This is a genomic window from Sphingobium terrigena (assembly GCF_003591655.1).
Taxonomy (GTDB): Bacteria; Pseudomonadota; Alphaproteobacteria; order Sphingomonadales; family Sphingomonadaceae; genus Sphingobium; species Sphingobium terrigena.
Map to the genome: position 1 here is coordinate 1 of NZ_QVRA01000015.1, position 21,951 is coordinate 21,951.

The 21,951-nt window shown below is 61.6% G+C and carries 22 protein-coding genes, 1 tRNA gene and 2 pseudogenes; 18 read left to right on the top strand and 7 right to left on the bottom strand.

All coding sequences use genetic code 11. The features are described from left to right. Positions 1-235: 235 nt before the first annotated feature. A complete protein-coding gene (locus tag D0Z70_RS15670; protein WP_119748282.1) occupies positions 236-1,570 on the bottom strand; it encodes an MFS transporter in 1,335 nt (444 codons plus the stop codon). A gap of 164 nt (positions 1,571-1,734) precedes the next feature. On the opposite strand from D0Z70_RS15670, the gene cyoA reads away from it, so the two are divergent. The 9 genes from cyoA to D0Z70_RS15715 all read left to right on the top strand — a co-directional run bounded on the left by cyoA (position 1,735) and on the right by D0Z70_RS15715 (position 10,155). Further along, positions 1,735-2,865: a ubiquinol oxidase subunit II gene (cyoA, locus tag D0Z70_RS15675; RefSeq protein ID WP_119748112.1), complete on the top strand. Its 1,131-nt coding sequence runs from the start codon at positions 1,735-1,737 to the stop codon at positions 2,863-2,865. 174 nt (positions 2,866-3,039) lie between these two features. Next, entirely contained in the window at positions 3,040-5,058 is a 2,019-nt protein-coding gene (gene cyoB, locus D0Z70_RS15680) for a cytochrome o ubiquinol oxidase subunit I (protein WP_119748114.1), read from the top strand. A 4-nt stretch (positions 5,059-5,062) separates the two neighbouring features. Then, complete coding sequence (cyoC, locus tag D0Z70_RS15685) at positions 5,063-5,707, top strand: cytochrome o ubiquinol oxidase subunit III (protein WP_119748116.1); 645 nt, start codon at positions 5,063-5,065, stop codon at positions 5,705-5,707. Continuing rightward, positions 5,704-6,066 (top strand): cytochrome o ubiquinol oxidase subunit IV, encoded by a 363-nt coding sequence (cyoD, locus tag D0Z70_RS15690; RefSeq protein ID WP_119748118.1) that lies wholly within the window; start codon positions 5,704-5,706, stop codon positions 6,064-6,066. The genes cyoC and cyoD overlap by 4 nt, the downstream gene beginning before the upstream one ends. Beyond that, positions 6,063-6,761, top strand: coding sequence for an SURF1 family protein (locus D0Z70_RS15695; protein ID WP_119748120.1), 699 nt, complete (start codon positions 6,063-6,065; stop codon positions 6,759-6,761). Before cyoD ends, D0Z70_RS15695 begins: the two co-directional genes overlap by 4 nt. Then, positions 6,758-8,077: an ATP-binding protein gene (locus D0Z70_RS15700; RefSeq protein ID WP_119748123.1), complete on the top strand. Its 1,320-nt coding sequence runs from the start codon at positions 6,758-6,760 to the stop codon at positions 8,075-8,077. Before D0Z70_RS15695 ends, D0Z70_RS15700 begins: the two co-directional genes overlap by 4 nt. Further along, complete coding sequence (locus tag D0Z70_RS15705; RefSeq protein ID WP_119748125.1) at positions 8,074-8,607, top strand: response regulator transcription factor; 534 nt, start codon at positions 8,074-8,076, stop codon at positions 8,605-8,607. Before D0Z70_RS15700 ends, D0Z70_RS15705 begins: the two co-directional genes overlap by 4 nt. A 50-nt stretch (positions 8,608-8,657) precedes the next feature. Beyond that, a tRNA-Gly gene (locus D0Z70_RS15710) sits at positions 8,658-8,731 on the top strand. Positions 8,732-8,931: 200 nt separating this feature from the next. Continuing rightward, positions 8,932-10,155: a tyrosine-type recombinase/integrase gene (locus tag D0Z70_RS15715; RefSeq protein WP_119748128.1), complete on the top strand. Its 1,224-nt coding sequence runs from the start codon at positions 8,932-8,934 to the stop codon at positions 10,153-10,155. A 137-nt stretch (positions 10,156-10,292) separates the two neighbouring features. On the opposite strand, the gene D0Z70_RS15720 is transcribed toward D0Z70_RS15715, so the two are convergent. Then, on the bottom strand, positions 10,293-10,691 hold the full coding sequence (locus tag D0Z70_RS15720; protein ID WP_119746153.1) for a hypothetical protein: 399 nt from the start codon (positions 10,689-10,691) through the stop codon (positions 10,293-10,295). 546 nt (positions 10,692-11,237) lie between these two features. Here D0Z70_RS15720 and D0Z70_RS15730 point away from each other — a divergent pair. Beyond that, positions 11,238-11,435, top strand: a complete 198-nt coding sequence (locus D0Z70_RS15730) for a hypothetical protein (RefSeq protein ID WP_119748132.1) — start codon at positions 11,238-11,240, stop codon at positions 11,433-11,435. After that, positions 11,423-11,533 (top strand): hypothetical protein, encoded by a 111-nt coding sequence (locus tag D0Z70_RS25835; protein ID WP_420820385.1) that lies wholly within the window; start codon positions 11,423-11,425, stop codon positions 11,531-11,533. The genes D0Z70_RS15730 and D0Z70_RS25835 overlap by 13 nt, the downstream gene beginning before the upstream one ends. On the opposite strand, the pseudogene D0Z70_RS25420 reads toward D0Z70_RS25835, so the two are convergent. From D0Z70_RS25420 to D0Z70_RS15755, 4 genes and pseudogenes are all read right to left on the bottom strand, one after another. Beyond that, positions 11,485-11,676: pseudogene (locus D0Z70_RS25420) on the bottom strand (hypothetical protein); the annotation flags it as partial. The gene D0Z70_RS25835 and the pseudogene D0Z70_RS25420 overlap by 49 nt on opposite strands. A gap of 338 nt (positions 11,677-12,014) precedes the next feature. Continuing rightward, entirely contained in the window at positions 12,015-12,989 is a 975-nt protein-coding gene (locus D0Z70_RS15740; RefSeq protein ID WP_182913988.1) for an NAD-dependent epimerase/dehydratase family protein, read from the bottom strand. A 595-nt stretch (positions 12,990-13,584) separates the two neighbouring features. After that, positions 13,585-14,061 carry a hypothetical protein gene (locus tag D0Z70_RS15750; protein ID WP_119748141.1) on the bottom strand — a complete coding sequence of 159 codons (477 nt, stop codon included), beginning with the start codon at positions 14,059-14,061 and terminating at the stop codon, positions 13,585-13,587. A 77-nt stretch (positions 14,062-14,138) separates the two neighbouring features. Beyond that, positions 14,139-14,492: a hypothetical protein gene (locus tag D0Z70_RS15755; RefSeq protein ID WP_119748143.1), complete on the bottom strand. Its 354-nt coding sequence runs from the start codon at positions 14,490-14,492 to the stop codon at positions 14,139-14,141. Positions 14,493-14,776: 284 nt separating this feature from the next. On the opposite strand from D0Z70_RS15755, the gene D0Z70_RS15760 reads away from it, so the two are divergent. The 3 genes from D0Z70_RS15760 to D0Z70_RS15770 all read left to right on the top strand — a co-directional run bounded on the left by D0Z70_RS15760 (position 14,777) and on the right by D0Z70_RS15770 (position 18,131). Beyond that, the gene (locus D0Z70_RS15760; protein ID WP_119748145.1) at positions 14,777-14,977 is read left to right on the top strand and encodes a hypothetical protein; all 201 of its coding nucleotides are present in this window, start codon (positions 14,777-14,779) and stop codon (positions 14,975-14,977) included. Between the two features lie 365 nt (positions 14,978-15,342). Continuing rightward, on the top strand, positions 15,343-17,100 hold the full coding sequence (locus tag D0Z70_RS15765; RefSeq protein WP_119748284.1) for a ParB/RepB/Spo0J family partition protein: 1,758 nt from the start codon (positions 15,343-15,345) through the stop codon (positions 17,098-17,100). A gap of 110 nt (positions 17,101-17,210) precedes the next feature. Continuing rightward, positions 17,211-18,131: a HEPN domain-containing protein gene (locus tag D0Z70_RS15770; protein ID WP_119748147.1), complete on the top strand. Its 921-nt coding sequence runs from the start codon at positions 17,211-17,213 to the stop codon at positions 18,129-18,131. A 14-nt stretch (positions 18,132-18,145) separates the two neighbouring features. Here the strand turns inward: D0Z70_RS15770 and D0Z70_RS15775 are convergent, their stop codons facing one another. Further along, on the bottom strand, positions 18,146-18,541 hold the full coding sequence (locus D0Z70_RS15775) for a polyketide cyclase (RefSeq protein WP_119748149.1): 396 nt from the start codon (positions 18,539-18,541) through the stop codon (positions 18,146-18,148). A 395-nt stretch (positions 18,542-18,936) separates the two neighbouring features. Here D0Z70_RS15775 and rlxS point away from each other — a divergent pair, with 395 nt between their 5' ends. The 4 genes and pseudogenes from rlxS to D0Z70_RS15795 form a co-directional block, all read left to right on the top strand. After that, the gene (rlxS, locus tag D0Z70_RS15780) at positions 18,937-20,886 is read left to right on the top strand and encodes a relaxase/mobilization nuclease RlxS (protein ID WP_119748151.1); all 1,950 of its coding nucleotides are present in this window, start codon (positions 18,937-18,939) and stop codon (positions 20,884-20,886) included. A gap of 95 nt (positions 20,887-20,981) precedes the next feature. Continuing rightward, positions 20,982-21,401 (top strand): CopG family transcriptional regulator, encoded by a 420-nt coding sequence (locus tag D0Z70_RS15785; RefSeq protein ID WP_119748153.1) that lies wholly within the window; start codon positions 20,982-20,984, stop codon positions 21,399-21,401. Continuing rightward, positions 21,398-21,592, top strand: coding sequence for a helix-turn-helix domain-containing protein (locus tag D0Z70_RS15790; RefSeq protein WP_119748155.1), 195 nt, complete (start codon positions 21,398-21,400; stop codon positions 21,590-21,592). The genes D0Z70_RS15785 and D0Z70_RS15790 overlap by 4 nt, the downstream gene beginning before the upstream one ends. After that, positions 21,583-21,813 (top strand): annotated as a pseudogene (locus D0Z70_RS15795) (IS66 family transposase); the annotation flags it as partial. The gene D0Z70_RS15790 and the pseudogene D0Z70_RS15795, both read left to right, overlap by 10 nt. Positions 21,814-21,951: the final 138 nt, after the last annotated feature.

Here is a 21,951-nt window from a genome sequence, read left to right on the forward strand (position 1 = left end):
CGGCGACAACCAGGCTCCACCCAAATCCCCCTGACCACTTGAACGATGCATCGACCATCCCTCCCACAATCAAAACAGAATCACATCTGATCGGTTTTGCAAAGGTCTCCTCAAAGGGGGAGGTTGGGTGGGGGTGTGCTGCCGCCACCGTGGACGCTCGGCTTCGCCTCACTCCCCCTCCCCCGGCCCCTCCCCGCCGGGGAGGGGAGATCAATGGAGCCATCGCGTATTGATATTAGCGATCCTTACCCGCCAGTTCCTTGTTCACGAACAGAGCGAATCCCGTCACCACCGCGCCCGACAGCAGATAGGCACCCGACGCGGCCAGCCCGAACTCTGCGGAAATCGCCAGCGCGACCAGCGGGGCAAAGCCCGCGCCCACCAGCCAGGCGAGATCCGAGGTCAGCGCCGATCCGGTATAACGGGTCGCTATGCGGAAATTGGAGGCGACCACGCCCGACGACTGGCCGAAACTCAGGCCCAGCAGGATGAAGCCCAGCACCATGAAGGCGACCTCGCCCAGATCGCCGCCATTGAGCAGCAGCGGCGCGGCGACGGCGAAGAAGCCGATCCCGACCGCCGAATAGCCCAGCAACCGGCGGCGACCGATCATGTCGGCGACGAAGCCCGACACGATGATCGCCAGCACGCCGACGCAGGCACCAATCGCCTCGATTACCAGAAAGCGCTCCAGCGGCTGGTCGGTGTAGAGCGCGATCCACGAAAGCGGGAACACGGTGACCATGTGGAACAGCGCGAAACTGGCCAGCGGCGCGAAAGCCCCGATGACGATATTGCGCCCTTCGCTGCGGATGGTCGGGATGACCGGCGAGGGCTGAAGTTCGCGCGTTTCATAGAGGCGCGAAAACTCCTCCGTCACGACGATCCGCAACCGCGCGAACAGCGCCACCACATTGATCGCGAACGCCACGAAGAAGGGATAGCGCCAGCCCCAGTCGAGGAAATCGGCAGGCGACAGGGTGGACAGGAAGAAGGCGAACAGCCCCGCCGCCACGATCAGTGCCAGCGGCGCGCCCAGTTGGGGCATCATCGCATACCAGCCGCGCTTGCGCTGCGGCGCGTTGAGCGAGAGCAGGGACGCGAGGCCATCCCATGTGCCGCCCAGCGCGACACCCTGCCCCGCACGGAACAGCGCCAGCAGCACGGCGGACCAGTGACCGATCGTCGCATAGCCGGGCAGGAAGGCGATCGCCGCGGTCGATCCGCCGAGCAGGAACAAGGCGATGGTCAGCTTCACCCCCCGGCCATAGGCGCGATCCACCGCCATGAAGATGAACGACCCGATCGGCCGCGTGACGAAAGCCAGCGCGAAAATGGCGAAGGACCAGAGCGTCCCTTCCAGCGGCGACAGATAGGGAAAGACATGGGCGGGAAAGACGATGCAGGACGCGATCGCATAGACGAAAAAGTCGAAAAATTCCGACGTCCGCCCGATGATGACGCCGATGGCGATCTCGCCGGGCGCGATCTTTTTGCCGCTATGCGCATGAAGATTGCGCACGTCATGTTCCGCCTGCGTTTCGTTGGGCGTTGTCGTCGCGGATGTCATGGCGTGGAACGGGCCTTCATGCTGCGGGAACGATTGTCCGCCGCACTTCGTTGCACGGCGAATCATCGGCTTGTCAAATAGACCCATGCCCCATTTCGCAGCCGCACAGGGATAGGACAAAAGGTCCAATGTCGCCCCGGTAACTTCCTGACTAGACGGAGGCTATGATCGCTCGACCATCCGCCAAATGCCGCGCTTTTCTGCGCCGATTCGCGCCCTTGCTGCTGCTGCCTTTGGGGGCGTGCAACTGGGTGGTGATGGCCCCATCCGGCGACGTTGCGGTGCAGCAACGCGATCTCATCCTGATCGCGACCGTATTGATGCTGCTCATCGTGCTGCCAGTGATGGCCACCATCGCCTGGTTCGCATGGAAATATCGGGCCAAGGCGCAGGCCGCCGATTATGATCCCGACTGGGACCATTCGACCAGCCTGGAACTGCTGATCTGGTCCGCGCCGCTGCTGATCATCATCGCGCTGGGGGCGGTCACCTGGACCAGCACCCATCTGCTCGACCCCTATCGCCCGATCGAGCGGCTGGACGCGCAGCGCAAGGTCGATCCCGCTGCTAAACGCTTGCAGGTCGAGGTTGTGGCGCTCGACTGGAAATGGCTGTTCATTTACCCTGAGCTTGGCATCGCGACCGTCAATGAACTGGCCGCGCCGGTCGACCAGCCGATCGAATTCAAGATCACCTCGGCATCCATCATGAACAGCTTTTTCGTGCCGGCGCTGGCGGGGCAAATCTATGCCATGCCGGGGATGCAGACCAGCCTGCACGCGGTCGTCAACAAGCCCGGCAGCTTTGACGGCTTTTCCGCCAACTATTCGGGCGCTGGCTTTTCCAACATGCGCTTCAAATTCCACGCGATGGACCAAAGCGGCTTTGCCCAGTGGGTCGCCCGCGTGAAGGCCAGCGGCAAGGCGCTGGACCGCGCCACCTATGTGAAGCTGGAACAGCCGAGCGAAAAGGTGAAGCCGACCTATTTCGCCAGTGTCGAACCCCGCCTGTTCCACGCCGCACTCAACATGTGCGTGCAGCCGGGCAAGCGTTGCATGGACGCGATCATGATGACCGACATGCACGGCGGCGCAGGCAAGGAGTCAGCCCGCGACACCGCTGGCCTGCGCCATGACGGCACCATCGACGTGGGCGGCTATCACCCGGTCGAACCCGGCAAGAAGGGCGAGATCGCCCAGCCTGCGGGCATGACGCCAGCGGCAGAGCGCACGCCTGCCGAGCGCGGCAAACAGGCGCCGGGGCAGCAGGATCATGAGGGGCATGATGGGCATTAACGCGAATACTCCCCTCTCCTTTAGGTCGGATCGAGTCACGTGCCTCGATCCGAGGGCTGGGGGTGGGGGCCATCGTCTTGACGCTCTGCCTGCCTCACGCCCCCACCCCAACCCCTCCCCTGAAGGGGAGGGGCGTGAGAAAACCCCCTCCCCCCTTTCAAGGCCGTAACGTCCATGTCCCCGCATCCCGCCTCCGAAAATAGCGGCATCTGGAAGCTGATCTTCGGTCGGCTCGACTGGAGTTCGTTGCCGCTGCATGAGCCGATCGTCGTCGGCACCTTCCTGATGGTCGCGCTGGGTGGCGCGGTGGTGCTGGGCCTCGTCACCAAATATCGGCTGTGGGGCACGCTGTGGCACGACTGGTTCACCACCGTTGACCATAAGCGCATCGGCATCATGTATATGATCCTGGGCCTCATCATGTTCCTGCGCGGCTTTGCCGACGCGATCATGATGCGGCTGCAGCAGGCGATGGCCTTCAACGGGTCCGAAGGCTATCTCAACGCCCATCATTACGACCAGATTTTTACCGCCCACGGCGTCATCATGATCTTCTTCGTCGCGATGCCGATGATCACCGGGATCATGAACTATATCGTCCCGCTGCAAATCGGCGCGCGCGACGTCAGCTTCCCCTTCCTCAATAATTTCAGCTTCTGGATGACCACGGCGGGTGCCGTGATCGTCATGATGTCGCTGTTCGTGGGCGAATTTGCCCGCACCGGCTGGCTCGCCTATCCGCCTTTGTCGGGCATCGCTTACTCGCCCGGCGTCGGGGTCGATTATTATATCTGGGGGCTACAGATAGCGGGCATCGGCACATTGCTCTCGGGCGTCAACCTGGTCGCCACCATCGTCAAGATGCGCGCGCCGGGCATGACGATGATGAAGCTGCCCATCTTCACCTGGACCTCGCTCTGCGCCAACGTGCTGATCGTTGCGGCCTTCCCGGTGCTGACCGCCGTGCTGGCGCTGCTCAGCCTCGACCGCTATGTCGGCACCGCCTTCTTCACCAACGACATGGGCGGCAATCCCATGATGTATGTGAACCTGATCTGGATCTGGGGCCACCCCGAAGTCTATATCCTGATCCTGCCCTTGTTCGGCGTGTTCAGCGAAGTCACCTCCACCTTCTCGTCCAAGCGGCTGTTCGGCTATTCGTCGATGGTTTACGCCACGATCGTCATCGCCCTGCTCAGCTATCTCGTCTGGCTGCACCATTTCTTCACCATGGGATCGGGCGCGAGCGTCAACAGCTTCTTTGGCATCACGACGATGGTGATTTCCATCCCCACCGGGGCCAAGCTCTTCAACTGGCTCTTCACCATGTATCGCGGGCGCATCCGCTATGAATTGCCGATGATGTGGACGGTCGCCTTCATGCTGACCTTCACCGTGGGCGGCATGACCGGGGTGCTGCTTGCCGTGCCGCCGGCCGACTTCGTGCTGCATAACTCGCTGTTCCTGATCGCCCATTTCCACAATGTCATCATCGGCGGCGTGTTGTTCGGCCTGTTCGCGGCGATCAACTACTGGTGGCCCAAGGCGTTCGGTTTCCGGCTGGAAACGACCTGGGGCAAGCGCAGCTTCTGGTTGTGGGTCGTGGGTTTCTGGGTCGCCTTCATGCCGCTCTATGTGCTGGGCCTGATGGGCGTCACCCGCCGGATGCGCGTGTTCGATGACCCTTCCCTGCAAATCTGGTTCCAGATCGCGGCGCTGGGCGCGGTAATGATCGCGGCGGGCATCGCCTGCATGTTCATCCAGTTCGCGGTGTCGATCAAGAATCGTGCGGCATTGCGCGACACCACGGGTGATCCATGGGATGGCCGCACGCTCGAATGGGCAACCAGTTCGCCCCCGCCCGACTATAATTTCGCCTTCACCCCCGTCATCCATGATGGCGACGCATGGGCGGACATGAAGAAGCGCGGCTATCAGCGTCCGCTGATCGGTTATGCCGCCATCCACATGCCGTCCAACACCGGCACCGGCGTCATCATCGCGGGCCTGTCGGTCGCCTTCTCGGTCGGCATGATCTGGTACATGTGGTGGCTGGCGGGCCTGTCCTTCCTCGCCATCCTGGCCGTAGCGATCGGGCATACGTTCAATTACAAGCGCGACTTCACCATCCCCAAGGATGTGGTCGAGCGCATAGAGGGCGAGCGCAGCACGCTGCTCGCAGCAAAGGGCTAACATCATGGCCACACGCTCCCAAATCGACCCCGCCTTTCTCGACAATGATGGCAAGCCCCTCTTCCATCTGGGCGAGGAGCCGCATCATCCCGAAGGGTCCAGCACGGCGCTGGGCTTCTGGATCTACCTGATGAGCGATTGCCTCATCTTCGCCTGCCTGTTTGCCACCTATGCAGTGCTGGGCGGCAATTATGCGGCGGGACCGGGACCGCGCGACCTGTTCGACCTCAATCTTGTCGCGCTCAACACCGCGATGCTGCTCTTTTCGTCGATCACCTATGGCTTTGCCATGCTGGCGATGGAGAAGAACCGGGTCGGCGCGACGCAGGGCTGGCTCGCCATCACCGGCCTATTCGGTCTGGCGTTCCTCAGCATCGAACTTTACGAATTTGCGCATCTGATTCACGAAGGCGCGACGCCGCAGCGGTCGGGCTTCCTGTCCGCCTTCTTCGCGCTGGTCGGCACCCATGGGTTGCACGTCAGCTTCGGCATCATCTGGCTGGTCACGCTGATGGTGCAGGTCGGGAAAAAGGGTCTGATCGCCGCCAACCAGCGCCGCCTGATGTGCCTTTCCATGTTCTGGCACTTTCTGGACGTCATCTGGATCGGCGTTTTTACCTTCGTCTATCTCATGGGGATGCTGCGATGAGCGCGCACGATCACGATACTCACGCTGGCACCCACGGGACGATGGGCAGCTATATGATCGGCTTCGGCCTGTCGCTACTGCTGACCGCCATCCCCTTCTGGCTGGTGATGGACAAGACCTTCGCCAATCCGCAGGTGACCGCCTTCATCATCATGGGCTTTGCCGTGGTGCAGATCGTCGTTCACATGATCTACTTCCTGCACATGAACACCCGCTCGGAAGGCGGCTGGTCGATGATGGCGCTGATTTTCACGCTGGTATTGGTGGTCATCACCCTGTCCGGCTCCATGTGGGTCATGTATCATCTCAACGCTAACATGATGCCCCATATGGAGCATGACATGAGCCAGATGCCGTGACATCCCCGCGCCAGGGCCGGGCGGGCTTCCCGGTCGGCCCGACGCTGATCGCCGCCTTGCTGTTTACGGGACTGTGCGCATTGGGCGTGTGGCAGGTCGAGCGGCTGGCGTGGAAGCGGGATCTCATCGCCCGCGTCGATGCCCGCATCCACGCCGCGCCGGTCGCAGCACCCGGCAGCGCCACCAAGGCCGACGAATATCGCCGCGTCAGCGCGACCGGCACCTTCCTGCATGATCGCGCTACGCTGGTGCAGGCCTCCACGGTGCGCGGCCCCGGCTTTTGGGTGCTGACACCCCTGCGCCAAACCAACGGCACCTTCCTCCTCATCAACCGCGGCTTCGTGCCACCCGACGCCCGCACCCACTATGCCCGCCCGACCGGCACCGTCCGCGTGACCGGCCTGTTGCGCCTGACCGAGCCGGGCGGCGGCTTTCTGCGGTCGAACGATCCTACCGCCAACCGCTGGTATTCGCGCGACGTCACCGCCATCGCCACAGCCCGCGCCCTGCCCACCACGCCCACCTATTTCATCGACGCCGATGCCGACCCGCAGCCCGACGCCCCGCCCATAGGCGGACTCACCGTCATCCGCTTCCCCAACAATCATCTTGTCTATGCGCTGACATGGTTCAGTCTGGCCGCCATGACCGTGGGCGCCTATATCCTCCTCATGCGCCAAAGCCGCCGCCCATGACCGCGCTCCTGCCGATAGCGACACGCTGGCTGCCCAGCCAGTGGCCCGCCGACGCTGCCGGGCGCAAGAATATGGCGCTGCTGGTGCAATTGCGCTGGATCGCGCTGGCGGGTCAGGTCGCCACCATCCTGATCGTCCATTATGGCATGGGCATCCGCCTGCCGATGCTGCCGATGCTCGTCGTCCCCTGTATCGCGGCGGGGGTGAACCTCGCCAGCCTCGCCATCTTGCGGCGGCGCACCGACATTACCCATGCCGAACTGTTCCTGGCGCTGCTGTTCGACGTCCTCTCGCTGACCGCTCAACTCTATATGAGCGGCGGGGCAACCAACCCGTTCATCTCGCTCTATCTGCTCCAGGTCGCATTGGGCGCGGTGCTGCTGCATCGCTGGAGCGTCTGGGGCATCGTCGCCGTATCCGCTTTGTGCGCAGCGGGCCTCGCTTTCTTCTACCGTCCGCTGGACCTCAGCGAAACGCTCGAAGGCCGCCTGTTCGACCTCCACATCATCGGCACCTGGGTCTGCTTCACCATGATCGCGGTGCTGCTGGTGCTGTTCATGACCCGCGTGACCCGCAACCTTGCCGCGCGCGAAGCCTATCTGGCGCAATTGCGGCAACAGGCGGCGGAGGAGGAGCATATCGTCCGCATGGGCCTGCTGGCGTCGGGTGCAGCCCACGAGCTTGGCACCCCCCTCTCCTCGCTCGCCGTGGTGCTGGGCGACTGGCGGCACATGCCCGAAATCACCAGCCACCCCGCGCTGGTGGAGGAAGTGGAGGAGATGCAGGCCGCCGTCACCCGGTGCAAGGCGATCCTGTCGGGCATATTGCTATCAGCAGGCGAAGCGCGCGGCGAAGCGCCGCAGGTCACCAATGTCCGCGCCTTCATCGACGCTATGGCGCAGGGCTGGCGCGCCGCCAATCCGGGGATGCCGCTGCGCTGCGATTTCGGCCCGCACGACTATCCCCGCATCGTCGCCGATCCGGTGATCCGCCAGGCGATCACCAACCTGCTCGACAATGCGCGGGAGGCTGGCGCGACCACTATCGACCTGCTGGTCGGGCGCGACAGCCAGTGGCTCAACATCGCCGTGCGCGACAATGGGCCGGGGTTCAGCGCCGACATGCTGGCCGATTTCGGCAAGCCATACCGCTCCAGCAAGGGGCGGCAGGGCGGCGGGCTTGGCCTGTTCCTGGTCGTCAATGTCGTGCGTAAACTGGGCGGCAGCGTCAGCGCCAGCAATGGCGCGGACAGCGGCGCGCTGATCCTGCTACGCCTGCCGCTCGGCACGCTGGCGATCGAGGAGGGAGAAGGATGACCGATAACCGTCTGCTCATGATTGTCGAGGATGACGACGCCTTCGCCAAAACCCTCAAACGCTCGTTCGAGCGGCGCGGCTACACCGTGCTGATCGCCGACAGCGTGGAAATGGTCACCATGCTGCTGGCCGATCATGATCCGGGCTATGCCGTCGTCGACCTGAAACTGGGCGGGCAATCGGGGCTGGTCTGCGTCCAGGCGCTCCACGCCCATGATCCCGACATGCTGATCGTCGTTCTGACCGGCTTTGCCAGCATCGCCACGGCTGTCGAGGCGATCAAGCTGGGCGCGACCAATTACCTCGCCAAACCGTCCAACAGCGACGATATCGAAGCCGCCTTCGCGCGTTCAGGCGGCGATACCGCCACCCCGCTTGCCCCCCGCCCGACATCGATCAAGACGCTGGAGTGGGAACATATCCATGAGGCGCTCAAGGACAGCGAGTTCAACATCTCCGAAGCCGCCCGCCGCCTGGGGATGCACCGCCGCACCCTGGCCCGCAAACTCGCCAAACGTCAGGTTGGTTGACGCCCAATCGGTTGACGGGGCTTTTCCCCCGTGGCAATGGGCGCTGCAACGCGGGTGTAGCTCAATGGTAGAGCTTTTGCTTCCCAAGCAAGTGACGAGGGTTCGATTCCCTTCACCCGCTCCAGCTCCCTCTTCAAAAATCACCCTCCTTAGTGTATAAAACCCGCAGAAACCTTGGACTTTTGTGTCCTCGGTTGTCCAGATTTGACCAACTCTTTCCGGCCGCATCCGTGCCGTGTGGGGGCCTTTCGAGGGAGTGGTCTGTTCCGGGCATTTCAAGAAGCCCCCATCATAGGGGCCTATTGCGGAAAAAGGCTTTGGATCATGGCACTTACCGACATTGCGATTCGAAACGCGAAGCCCCGGGAGAAGTCATACAAGATGGGCGACAGCCTTGGACTCTTCGTTCAGGTAGAGCCCACGGGTGGCAAGCTTTGGCGGTTCAAGTATCGAATCCACGGGAGGGAGCGAAAGCTGGCGATCGGCACGTACCCCGCTATCAGTCTTGCCGAAGCTCGGCGGAAGCGGGATGCGGCACGCGAGATGGTAGCCCAGGGACAAGATCCTTCGATCGAGAAACGGCGCGCCAAGTTGCGCGGGGAGCTCGGGGCGGCATCAACATTCTCGGCGGTTTCGGCTGAATTCTGCGAAAAGCGCAAGCAGGATGGCCAAAAGCGTTGGGCCCCCGCCACGGCTGCTCGCAGCGAATACCTTTTATCACTTCTGAAGGTCTCGATCGGTAACATGCCGATCGCTGATATTCAGCCAATCGATATTCTTGGCGCGGTTCGAAGAATTGAGAAAAGAGGGAAGCTTGAGAGCGCCCGGCGAACCTTACAGCTGGCCGGCGCCGTGTTTCGATACGCCGTTGCCACGGCCCGAATTCCGTCTGATCCTACACGCGATTTGCGTGGAGCGCTCAGAACTCCAACTGTTACGCATTATGGCGCCATTCTAGAGCCGGAGCGAGTTGGAGACCTGCTTCGCGCAATCGATGGATATGACGGTCAGCAGATCACCAAATTTGCATTACAACTGGCACCGCACGTCTTTGTCCGGCCTGGCGAATTACGCCACGCCGAGTGGAACGAATTCGACCTTGAGGCCGCTCTCTGGACGATCCCTGCGGAAAAAACAAAAATGCGTAAAGCGCATCGGGTACCATTATCCCGGCAGGTCATCGCAATTCTAGAAATGACCCACAGGTTGACGGGACCCAAAGGCTACCTCTTTCCTTCTGTCAGGACACGGTCAAGGCCGATGAGCGATAATACAGTCAACGCAGGGCTTCGACGCCTCGGCTATTCGACCGACGAAATGACCGCCCACGGGTTTCGCGCCATGGCATCAACCCTGTTGAACGAAAGTGGACTGTGGCACCCCGATGCTATCGAGCGCGCGCTGGCTCACGGCGACAGCGATAAGGTCCGCGCCGCCTATCACCGGGGTGCCCACTGGAAAGAGCGGGTCGAGATGGCGCAGTGGTGGAGCGATTATCTTGATACTCTGCGTAACAGCGCCGGGTCTCACCATCTTACTCGATTGTGAGCAAGACTGGCCGATTTCGGAATGTCGTCTTACCGGCGGGCAAGAGGGGATAGCCGTCGGTCCTCTTTAGGGCAGGAGACACGATCGTGGTCGGAAATAGCTGCCTGTCGCCCATCGACCAGTTGCGGACAGGGTAGCTACTGCTGCAAAACCCTATCATCGGACATATAGAAGAGCCCTGTCTCCTTCTTGAAGCCGAGAGCGCGCCAGACGCGGATGGCGTAGCGGCCTACTTCATCGCGGTCTTCGGTGGCGAACATATCCACGTCGCCTAACAGACTCGATAAGCGTTTACGCACGGCTTCTCGATCAAGAGGATCAGGCATGGCGCGAATATCTAAAATCGCAGCGTCAACAGCGTCTTGTAGAGGCTTGCGATCCTCTGGAGTGTCCGCGCCAGTGTAATGGCCGTCAGGTTTGAACTTCGATTGTTTGAGAAGGGCGGTCAGCGCAGGTCGTTCTGGAGGTGGTGAAGCCTTGGCGCATCCTGTAAGGGCCAGTGAGATCAGTACGGTATATTTGACATAGCACAGCATACCGCCATGTTATCAATGTCTGTGTCTGCTTTCCAGCATTCCGGCGCCGAGAGCCGACCGTCCACTAACCACCCTAGCCGGGCACCATGAAGGTGACAACGCCTTTGCCGGAACCTGCCCCCGGCGGAAACGACAATTTTTGGTCACTCCGCAAGATCAACCGCATCTTTGAAACCGGTCACTCATTCAGACGACAAATCGAAGGCTGACGGATCAAATCTGGTGAGAAACGGACGTAGATGCTATCGTTGCCCTGCGCTGCCCGAAAATGAAGGAGGCCGTAATCGCCAAGTTTGTCGCTATGATCGGAGTCCTGTTTGCCCTCGCTGGCGTTTTCCTCAACGTGAGCGCTAACCTGCTCTACGGCCGCCCCTTTGTGTTCAGCGCTCAGTGTTGGTCGATAGCAATCAGCGTTTTCGCGGTGGCGTTCGGTGTAACAGCCGTCAGTCTCTGCTTCTATTCCGTCCGCGAACGCACTCGGAGGCGAAGATAAGGTCGAATGACCCCTAAATTGGCGCATTTCTGTCAAAGCTTTGGAAAATTGACATGAGAAATAGGTCGTCCCGTGCGTGCCGCCCCGGCCTCGACACCGTAAACGCACTGGCCCGTTTCATCGCCGAGCATGGCGGGTTGGGCGCGGCGCTGCTCGACCATTGCGACGACGACCTTGAGGAAGGCCGCGAGGCATTGGAGGATCGTTACCTTGGCACTATGCCAGCCTTGATGATTATGTGCAGGAGGTGACGGAAGAAGCCACCGCTATCCTACAAACGCTGCGCTACTACATCGACTATCAGGCCATGGCCCGTGACCCAGAAATCATGTTTGGTCCCGGGATTTGATGGTGCGGGTCTGATGTGAAGCGCTGGGATACTTTTGTCCAGCATTTGCAGATGAACTCGTAGGGGGTGATGCCCTGGAGGGTCTTCAACCGCTTGGCGAAGTTGTAGGCGACGATGAAGTTGGCTAGATGTTCGCGCAGTTCGTAGCAGATGGTTGGGCGAAGCTTCACAAGATCCAGTCCTTCGTGACGAAGCTCCGCCCGCGCCCTGAGCACCCGGCCAAATGAACGGCTGATTGCGGGATCAGAATATGACGTCAGTTGCCTCGCGCCCGATGACATGGTCAGGCAGCTAAACACGAAAAGACGCCGGCGCGGTGGGGGGTACGCCGGGGCCCATCGAAGGTTGCCTCGTTGATCGGAAAGAATCGGAGACACCGATGATGATCGAGCCAATATCATACAGAAAAGTTAACGGCAGAGCCGATTGCCAGCAGGTCACGCCGCATCGCTTTGAAACGGCAGCGAGACGCCCAGCCCCATCATCGGGGGGAAAGGCATGGCAGGGGGGCCATCAGATCCGCATCCCGCAATATCTGGCTCAGGCCATCATGCAGGCTGATGGTGGGCTGCCACTGCAGGACATCCCTTGCGCGCGCAATGTCGAGGCAGGAGAATCTGGGATCGGTCCTGTCGGCTTCCACATTGACCTTGTTAAGTTCCAACCCGCTCAGTTCCTCGACCATCGCGATTAGCTGGTTGATCGATGTTCCCTGGCCCGTCGCGATGTTGACGATCCCGGCACCCTTGGCATGCACGGCCGCGGCGATGGCTTTCTGGACGTCGATCACATTGACATAATCCCTCTGCATCTCACCATTTCCCAAAACCGTGAAAGGCGATCCGCTCTTGAGGGCGCTGATCATGGTGGGAATGACGCCAAAGCCGGGCTTGATCGTCTGACCGGAGCCATAGGCATTCGATACGCGCAGGATCGACACGTCCAGCGCGATCTGCGCGGCGGACAGAAGGCTCGTTTCGACGATCATCTTTTCCAGGCCATATTCGGTCTGCGGATTGCAGGGCGACTGTTCATTCAGGGTCGTAAGGGCAGTATTGCCGTAGATGGCACCGCCGGACGATAGGTAGATATAATGGGCATGGCTGCGATGGTTGAGGAGGCCATCGATCATCCGCAAATGCGGTCTGATCCGCGTATTGATGTCCCTTTCCTGGGCAGTGCGCCCACGGCCCTGAGACACCAGATCGATGATGACATCGGCCTCGCTCAGCCAATCCAGATCGATGGTTTCGAAATCTTCGATCATATGGGGTTCGGGAAGATCGGAAGCGTGGAGGAACGTGGACTTTGTCCGTTTCACCCAATGAAGATCGATGTTTTCGTCTTTACACAAATAGTTAATAAGTCTGAAACCTATAAATCCAGTACCACCAAGCACTATGACGTTCTTTTTAGCGTTAGTATGGCCCGGCATTGAAAATACCTCCAATATCAATCCTCCTAATTATAGCCATGTAACTGAATTTGAATGGCTGTAATCAGAAGATGGTTTCCCACTTCCGATCACTCTCCTTCAATTGTGTCCCATTCCGAAATCAGATATTTCAATGAGGGGCGCCATTATATTTTGTGATTGCATCGGCACTTTATCAAAAGCCTCGCTACCTTGAAATAGGAAATGCGAAAGGCTGACCTTCTCACAAGGCCAGCCCATTCTCACGAGCAGGAAGCCCAACTCCTGGAACGCGCGGTCAACTCTATCTGCGCAACACCGTGACGTCTATTCACTGCACGCTGCACTCAGTTCCGATGCCATCAGGGCTTGTAAGCGTCGCGCATCTCTCCGCCCCAACCAGCGATAGGCGCTGCCTCCGATGTTACAGGCTGCGGGACCAAGCTGACGCACTATTCTTTCTAGCCTCATCTATCGCGTCGTTGAACGCAAGTCCGGCAAGCTGATAGCGAGTCCATCGCACGGTCGCCCCGGCGGCATGAATAGCGCCCACCGAGTCAGCCACGCGCATAACCGGCCCGTTGAATGTCCGCAACCGGGCAAGCGCCATTGTGATCTCAATGGCAATAAGTGGCCGCTATCGGGCATAGGATTGGCCGCTCCAAGGCATCCACCAAAACCAGATCGGTGGTGAAGTTCCCTGTTGATTGGGACCGAACGCAAAATCTCCTTTTCCGTTCTGAACATCAGTTAAGGCGGTCAGGATGTTGTCGCATCGTTCCTCTCCCACAAACAGCTCTAAGCGGTCGTTCGTCAGCTGCAACTGAAGGTCAGAAAAGAACGGGTCAAAAATGATCCGAAGCTTTTCGAAATCATCGTTCTTCGGATCGCCATAGCCCGGAACGGAGGAAATCGATGGTGTCGGCCGACTAAGCTTGATGGTCCTATGAACTGCCTCAGCGGCGGATCGCATGTATGTGAGCAATTCAACTAATGCGCCGCACGCGGCCGGTTCGGCTGAAAAGTGCCACCCCTGATTCGAACTTCGGGAGGCCGAGTAGCGCCAGACAAAAACCTGTCCGCGCATCTGCCAGTTCGCGACATCTTCGTTCATTCGACTATCCTACCAGGCATCACAAGCGTCCGCTATCCGAGCACGTCACGCCCTTGCTCAACGGCAAAAAGTGGTCGTCAGCCGATGCCTTTCACAGTGTAAGGATAAGTAGCCTCCCGAAGCATTGACATCGTTTCGCCGTCGTCTCTGCCGTTGGCCAGAGCCCACTCTTCAACGAGCCGGATCGGTGCATTGAGGTCAGCCCGATCCATGACGAGATTGGTAGGCGCGAGGCCAGCGGGTTCGATCAATGCTTCGATCAATGCATTGACGTATGGCGTGGTTAAAAAATCGATGCGAGGGCCATCCGCGAATTTTGAGTGCAGCAAGATCGACAGAATAGGCATCGCGTGCTGCCGGTTGACCCGAATGACAACATCGTCGTCAGTATGGGCAATGGCGATGCCCGGAGCTGTGCGTTGAGATTGCATGCCTTTTCATAAGAAGTTTTTTGCGGGAGGCAAACTAATGTCCGCTCTCTGGCGACCCAAGACGCCTTCGAGATGGCGATTTCTGGTCGGCGGCTGACCGGCAGCCTTCTGTCTCCAGATGGGCAGCGAAAATCCGAACGAATGACCGCTTCCGGGAAACGGAAATGGAGCGCTGAACGGCGACAAGTGGCGCAAAGGGGCCGTCGCCACTGAGCGGATGGCGATACGGATTTATCGACCGCGGCCATGGACATGTCGGCCCTGCCGTCGGTATCGGCCTGCCGATGAGTATCATCGCCACCATCATGAATTCGGCCACCGGCCAGCCCATCCAGAAAATGACCTTTGGCCGCATGCCCAAGCCCTGGGCGAGCTTCAACCTGGAGAGTGGCGAACTCGTGACCGCCGACCGGGTCCACGTCGGCAAGCCTGCACCGGGCAAATTCGTCGCACCGGTCGAGGTCTGGGTCACGCCCAAGGGCTGACACTGACAAAAGACCATGGCGTGTCCTTGGCCGGACCGCGCTCTATGTCGCTGCGCGCCACCGAGCCTGCGCTGCGCTTGTCTCGTCCCTCCCGGGTGACGATCGCTCACGTGTGCCGGTCACTGACCGGCCAGCCTCATCGCGCGGGGCGCGATGAGGCTGTTGCGGCTCCGAACAAGCGGGGTGGGCGTCCCTCTCCTCTAGTCCCGCCGCGGCGTGCCGCAAACCGCGCTGCGCGCGGCTCCTCCTCTTGCGTTCCGGCCTTTCAGGTGCAGCCCGCCTTGTTCGGCGGGACTGCCGGATCGCTCCTGCCGCCCACCCCGCCGTCCGGGGCCGGTGCGCTGTTAGAGAAGGAGCAGAAAGACATGGAACTCAAGCATATCGACATCGCCTGCCTCTCGGTCTCGCCCGCCAACATGCGCGGCGTGAAGAAGCAGCCCGACCTCACCAACATCCTGCCCTCCGTGCGAGCGCGGGGCATACTCGTGCCGCTGATCGTGCGGCAGAACGGGTCGCCCACCACCTATGAGATCGTGGCAGGCAAGCGGCGCTATCATGCCGCCCTTGCCGTGGCGCAGGAGAGTGGCGGCATCGATCCGCTGCCCTGCGCGGTCATGGAAGCAGGCGACGATGCCGCCGCGCTCGAAGCCTCGCTGATCGAGAATATCGCCCGGCTCGATCCCGACGAAGTGACCCGCTGGGAGAGTTTTACCCGGCTGGTGAAGGAAGGCCGTTCGCCCGAAGACATTGCGCTGACCTTTGGCTTGACCTCGCTGCAGGTGAAGCGGACGCTGGCGCTGGGCAATCTGCTGCCACGTATCCGCACCCTCTATCGCAATGGGCATATCGACGCCGTTACCGTTCGTCACCTGACGTTAGCGTCCCGGCCAAGGCAGCGCGAATGGCTGGCCCTGCTGGACGATGGCAGCGCCTACGCCCCGACTGGCCACGCGCTCAAAAGCTGGCTGATGGGCGGTCACGCCATCGCCACCGGCAAAGCGCTGTTCGACCTCTCCCTCTATACTGGCGAGATCATCGCCGACCTGTTCGGCGAAGACAGCTATTTTGCCGATGCGACCCAGTTCTGGCAGGCGCAGGAAGACGCGATCAGCGCGCTGGCGGAGGACTATCGCGAAGCGGGATGGAACGATGTGCTTGTCCTGCCCCGCGGCGAGACCTTCCATCATTGGGAGCATGTCCATTGCCCGAAGAAGAAGGGCGGTCGCATCTATATCGCGGTCGGCCATGGCGGCGACGTTGCGGTCCATGAGGGCTATATCAGCCAGAAGGAAGCGCGGCGTCTGGAACGCGGCGACGTACTGGAAAAGCCGGTTCGTCCCGAACTCTCCGCCCCCCTGGCCAGCTATGTCGACCTGCATCGGCATGCTGCCGTGCGGGCCAGACTTGCCTGCGCGCCTTCCATCGCGCTGCGGGTCATGACCGCACATGCAATCAGCGGCAGCAGCTTGTGGCGGGTGGATGTGGCATCCCAGCGTGGCGCGACCGACGCGATCAGCGAGAGCGTCGAGACCTGCGCATCGGAAACCGCGTTCGACCGCGAACGGCGCATCGCGCTCGACCTGCTTGGTCTCGATCCCGACACCCCGACCGTCACCGGCCGTGGCTATGATCGCGACATCAACGCCCTGTTCGCGCGACTGCTGACCATGGATGACCCCACCGTCATGGGCATCCTTGCCGTGGTGATGGCCGAGACGCTGGAACCGGGATCAGCGATGATCGAGAGGCTGGGGCAGGAACTAAACGTCACCATGGCGAGCGTGTGGGAAACTGATAACACGCTGCTCGACCTCATCCGCGACCGTGAAGTAATGAACCATATCCTTGCCGATGTGGCAGGCTTCGACATCGCCGAGGCCCATGCCAGGGCGACGGTCAAGGTCCAGCGCGGGATCGTGCATGACTGTCTCACCGGTAGCAGCGGGCGCGGACGAGTCGAGGGCTGGGTGCCGCGCTGGATGCAGTTTCCGCCCAGCGGCTATACAACGCGCGGCGGGGTCGGCAGCGTCGAGAGGGCGCTGGAGATGTCCGCTCGCGAGGAGCAGCCGCGAGACGACACAGAGCTTGCGCCGGAGACCGAACCGGAACGGCAGGCTGCATGATCCCACCCCATGGCTGGCGGCGATCATGCCGCCAGCCATCTTTCTTTCCTCATCCGCCCCTGCCGATTTTTTGCTTGGCATGGGCGACATTTGCCGCAAGGCTTGGCCCCATGAAATCGATCACGGACAAGGATGTGACCCTGCCGCTGGCCAAGCGCCGCGAACTGGATTTCGTAGTCGAGACGCTGCGCGATGGCTTTGCCACCGCTACGGGCAAGAAGTGCCACGAGAAATACCGGCAGGGCCGCATTCTCAAGATCATCCTGTTCGGCAGCTATGCGCGCGGCGACTGGGTCGAGGACCCGGTCGGCCGCTATTTCTCCGACTTCGACATTCTCGTGGTGGTCAGCGGCGAGGACTTCACCGACGGCGCGGAGTTCTGGATGAAGACCGAGGCGAAGCTGCTCGACGCGCTCGCCGATGGGTCACGCCTGCGCACGCAGGTCAGCCCGATCTACCACAGCATCGAGGATGTGAACGCCCAGCTGAAGCTCGGCCGTTACTTCTTCATGGACATCGTGCGTGATGGCATAATCCTGTTCGAGGAACCGGATCATCCGCTGGCCGAACCGCAGCCGCTGGAGCCTGCTCAGGCGCTGCAGGAGACACAGGATTATTATGAGGAGTGGTTCGAAAGTGCGTCCTATTCCATAGAACGGGCGAGAAATAGCGTGGCGGATGGCCAGCTTAAATATGCTGCATTCGACCTTCATCAGGCCAGTGAACGGCTATATCACTGCCTGTTTCTGGTCCGCACTTTATACAGCCCCAAGACCCACAATCTGAACCGTTTGCGCTCCCAGACCGAGCAGCTTGAGCCCCGCCTTGCCGCCGTCTGGCCCGCCGACACGAAGTTCGAGCGGCGCTGCTATGAGTTGCTGCGGGCGGCCTATGTGAAGGCGCGCTACTCGCGCCAATATGTCATCACGCCAGAGCAATTGGCATGGCTGAGCGAACGGGTTGCGCTGTTGCAGGACCTTATCCGCGAGCTCTGCAGCGCGCGGATCGAGGACCTCGCCCGAGCTGCCTAGCCTTTAACGTCGGCCTAGCCCTCGATCAGCGCCTTCAAGCGCTTCAAATCCCGCATCACCCATTTGACGTCCGCCGAGAAGCGTTCGTCATCCATGTCGGGCTGTCGAAACAGCGTCAGCAAGACCTCTGACCCATCGCCATTGGCGATGATCCGCATCGGAATGGAGATGGTGGAACCGCTGCCGGTATCGACCCAATGATCCATGACTCCATGGTCATTATGCGGCGTGAAACGGATGCGGATCGGCCTGTCCGCGCCATCGGCAAGCCATAGATCGCCCTCCTGCCGCAAGTAGGATTCGGCGAGGCCCGACGCCCATTTGGTGAAATATTCCGGTCGCCAGATCCATTCATAGAGCGCCTGCCAGCTATGGTTGATCGAAACGCTCAACGTGCGTGATGGCAGCATTTTACTTTCCCTCTGGCTCTTGCATCCGACGCTTTTGCAGCGTCCCAGGCTTTCCCATGCGCGCTACGACTCCTGCGATGTGACCGCAAGAATCATGCGGACGATCCGCAGGCGCGCTGCGCCGGGGCTGGTGGTCGGCGGCAGCGGTGGGGAATGTCCATAAGCGTCCGGGAATGCGGAAACAGGGGGATAGAAGGGACGGCAAGATTAAAACGCGGCCTCCATGAGGCCAGCGATTGGGCGTCTGCACAGGCTTTGCGATGGAGGCATGGCAAGGGCCTTGCCTCCACGTCTACAGGAAAGGCCGGTGTTGCCGGCCTTGGAGAGGAGGCCCTTGAACGGAGCTGTCGGGCTTGCCCATCCTCTTGTCCTTTGCGGACGAAGAGGAGGAAGGGATGCCCGGCGACGACGACTTCGAACTCTGGCTGGGTCGCATTGGCGCGAAGGATCGCAGCGTCGGCCAGACCCTTGCCCGTGCGCGCCGCGCAGGGGGCGTGGCGAGCGCCAGGGGCCGCCGCTTCACTGGCGCCGCGATCGGGCGCGGCGCGGGCGTGGGCCGCGTGCTGGGGGCATCACAGCGCATGACTGGCCTGCGCGCACGGCGCGTCATCGTGAAGGCGCGGATCGTGAAGCTTGGGGGCAAGGGCATGGCCGCCGCCGCGCACCTGCGCTACCTGCAGCGCGACGGCACCACCCGCGAGGGCGAGCGCGGCGCGCTCTACGGCGCGGATGTCGACAGGGTCGATGGGAAAGCCTTCCTCGCGCGCGGGCAAGGGGATCGCCACCAGTTTCGCTTCATCGTCGCGCCAGAGGATGGCGCGGAGTATGACGATCTCAAACCCCTGGTCCGTCGCCTGATGAGCCAGGCGGAGAAGGATCTGGGCACAAGGCTCGACTGGGTCGCGGTCGATCACTTCAACACCGGCCATCCCCATAGCCATGTCATGCTGCGCGGCGTGGACGAACGGGGCAAGGACTTGGTCATCGCCCGCGACTATCTGACCCAGGGTCTGCGCAGTCGCGCAGAGGAACTGGTGAGCCTCGATCTTGGACCGCGCACGGAACGGGAAATCATGGCCGCTCAGGACCGCGAAATAGGCCAGGAGCGGTTTACCGGTATCGACCGCCGCCTGCTGCGCGAGGCCGATGGCGATCGTCAGTTGATGGTAACGACCAGCGATCCGCGCGAACATGCCCTGCGTATCGGCCGCCTGCGCAGCCTCGAACGCCTTGGCCTCGCCATCGAAGGCAAGGCCGGCCAATGGAGGCTCGATCCCGAACTCGAGCCGACCCTGCGCCGGATGGGCGAGCGTGGCGACATCATCCGCACCCTGAACCGCGACCTGCGCGAGGCGGGCATCGCCCGGCCGCCGCAGGACCATGCACTGTTCGACAGCCACGATCCGTCCGCCCGCCCGATCATCGGCAGGCTGGTGGCGACCGGCCTCTCGGACGAACATCGCGACCGGCGCTACATGATCATCGACGGCATCGATGGCCGCAGCCATTATGCCGATATCGGCGAGGACCAGTCCATCCATGCCAAGGGTGCCATCCTGCGCCTCTCGCCCCGTCCAGCCGACATCCGGACGGTGGACCGCACCGTCGCCGCCATCGCCAATCAACATGACGGCAAATACAGCGTCGATATCCACCTGCGCCATGATCCCGCGATGAGCGAGAGCGGCACCCAGGCCCATGTTCGCCGCCTTGAAGCCATGCGTCGTTCGATCGGCAGGCCCGAGCGGCTGGCCGACGGGACGTGGCAGGTCGGCCCCGATCATCTCGCCGACGCGCTGGCCCATGAGCAGCGACAGGGACTGAAAGCGCCGGTGATCATCGAGAGCCTGTCGCACAAGCCGCTCGAGCAGTTGCCTGCCCATGATGGCGAGACATGGCTCGACCGCCAGCTGACCGCCGCCACGCCCGCGCCCTTGCAGCGCGGCTTTGGGGCAGAGGTGCGCGGGGCGATGCAGCAGCGGCGGCAATGGCTGGTCGAACAGCAGCTGGTCGAGGGTGAAGAGGGCGTCACGCGCTATCGCCGCGACATGTTGCAGCTGCTCCAGCGCCGCGAGCTCGATCGCGTGATTGCGGGCATCGAGCAGGACACGGGCCTTGCTCATCGCCGGTCCCATGCCGACGCGCCGATCGAAGGCGTCTATCGCCGCGCCGTGCAGGTCGGCGACAAACGCTATGCGCTGATCGAACACGCCCGAGAGTTCAGCCTTGTGCCCTGGCGGCCCGTGCTTGAGCGCGCTGTGGGCAAATCCGTATTGGGCATCATGCGCGGCGAGGGCATCAGCTGGACCATCGGCACCCGGGCGCGGGGGCTGGGCATTAGCTGAACGAAGCGGCCTTGGATGGCACCGGGCGGCACCACAGAGCCTCTGTCCATTGGCGGCCGCAGGCGCGATCCTGGCACGCGAAAGGATCGTCCGCCGTGAAGACGTTCAAGACCCGCCACCAATTCTACCTGCCCGACGCCCTGTCGGAGAAGCTCGAGGCGCTGACCGCTGCGCCGGGCGCGTCCAAGACGACCATCCTCACCGATGCACTCACCGCCTGGCTCGAGCGCAAGGCGGGGAGCGAACTCGACCAGCGCTTCGGACCCCGGCTCGACCGGCAGAGCCAAGCCGCAGAGCGGCTCGAGCGCAAGGTCGATGCGCTCACAGAAATCCTTGGCCTGTTCGTCCAGCATCAGCTGACCCTGGTCGCCCATCAACCTGCGTTCGATCCTGACACCGCGCAGCTGGGCCGCGTGCGCTACCAGCGGTTCATGGAACTGGTCGAACGGCGGCTCGGCAAGACCGTCGAACCCGAGCGCCTGCCACCCGCCAACAGCCAGGAAACCAAGCCATGACTCTCGATCCCGAACCCGAGCGGATCACGGTCCGCATCAAGGAAGCCTGCCGTATCACCGGCATTGGTCGGTCCAAGCTCTATGAACTGATTGCCGAGGGCGAGATCGACATCGTCAAGATCGGGGCCATGACGTTGATCCCGGTCGATAGTCTCAAGGCATTGACCGAAGGCCGACGGCAGCGACGGTGAACACAGCGCCGGTGCTTGACCCAGGACGCGGCAGAACGAAGACTGGCCAACTATGGGCCTATGCGCGCGATGATCGGCCATGGGGTGGCGTAGGTCCGTCGATGGTCGCCGATGTCTATGCGGCAGACCGGAAGGCCGAACGCCCCGACACCCATCTCGGAGATTTTGCAGGCATCCTGCAAGTCGACGGATATGGCGGATACACAGCGCTTGCCAAACGCCGCGGACAGCAGCTTATGGTCGAAGCCGTCACATCACCTGTCATTGCCGAGAAACTGTGGGTACAGCGTCGAGGTTCGCTGGCCCCGTCGATCGGAAGGCTGGGCACACGGGTTCGACGCCGCCTGCCATAGGGCCGG

Excerpts from the sequence above, each read along its gene's own strand:
- D0Z70_RS15760 (WP_119748145.1), top strand. The coding sequence starts at position 14,777 with ATGAGTATCATCGCCACCATCATGAATTCGGCCACCGGCCAGCCCATC.
- D0Z70_RS15755 (WP_119748143.1), bottom strand. The coding sequence starts at position 14,492 with ATGCAATCTCAACGCACAGCTCCGGGCATCGCCATTGCCCATACTGAC.
- D0Z70_RS15700 (WP_119748123.1), top strand. The coding sequence starts at position 6,758 with ATGACCGCGCTCCTGCCGATAGCGACACGCTGGCTGCCCAGCCAGTGG.
- cyoA (WP_119748112.1), top strand. The coding sequence starts at position 1,735 with ATGATCGCTCGACCATCCGCCAAATGCCGCGCTTTTCTGCGCCGATTC.
- D0Z70_RS15765 (WP_119748284.1), top strand. The coding sequence starts at position 15,343 with ATGGAACTCAAGCATATCGACATCGCCTGCCTCTCGGTCTCGCCCGCC.
- D0Z70_RS15750 (WP_119748141.1), bottom strand. The coding sequence starts at position 14,061 with ATGAACGAAGATGTCGCGAACTGGCAGATGCGCGGACAGGTTTTTGTC.
- cyoD (WP_119748118.1), top strand. The coding sequence starts at position 5,704 with ATGAGCGCGCACGATCACGATACTCACGCTGGCACCCACGGGACGATG.
- D0Z70_RS15730 (WP_119748132.1), top strand. The coding sequence starts at position 11,238 with ATGAGAAATAGGTCGTCCCGTGCGTGCCGCCCCGGCCTCGACACCGTA.
- rlxS (WP_119748151.1), top strand. The coding sequence starts at position 18,937 with ATGCCCGGCGACGACGACTTCGAACTCTGGCTGGGTCGCATTGGCGCG.
- D0Z70_RS15720 (WP_119746153.1), bottom strand. The coding sequence starts at position 10,691 with ATGCTGTGCTATGTCAAATATACCGTACTGATCTCACTGGCCCTTACA.
- D0Z70_RS15790 (WP_119748155.1), top strand. The coding sequence starts at position 21,398 with ATGACTCTCGATCCCGAACCCGAGCGGATCACGGTCCGCATCAAGGAA.
- D0Z70_RS15705 (WP_119748125.1), top strand. The coding sequence starts at position 8,074 with ATGACCGATAACCGTCTGCTCATGATTGTCGAGGATGACGACGCCTTC.
- D0Z70_RS15715 (WP_119748128.1), top strand. The coding sequence starts at position 8,932 with ATGGCACTTACCGACATTGCGATTCGAAACGCGAAGCCCCGGGAGAAG.
- D0Z70_RS15670 (WP_119748282.1), bottom strand. The coding sequence starts at position 1,570 with ATGACATCCGCGACGACAACGCCCAACGAAACGCAGGCGGAACATGAC.
- cyoC (WP_119748116.1), top strand. The coding sequence starts at position 5,063 with ATGGCCACACGCTCCCAAATCGACCCCGCCTTTCTCGACAATGATGGC.
- D0Z70_RS15770 (WP_119748147.1), top strand. The coding sequence starts at position 17,211 with ATGAAATCGATCACGGACAAGGATGTGACCCTGCCGCTGGCCAAGCGC.
- cyoB (WP_119748114.1), top strand. The coding sequence starts at position 3,040 with ATGTCCCCGCATCCCGCCTCCGAAAATAGCGGCATCTGGAAGCTGATC.
- D0Z70_RS15775 (WP_119748149.1), bottom strand. The coding sequence starts at position 18,541 with ATGCTGCCATCACGCACGTTGAGCGTTTCGATCAACCATAGCTGGCAG.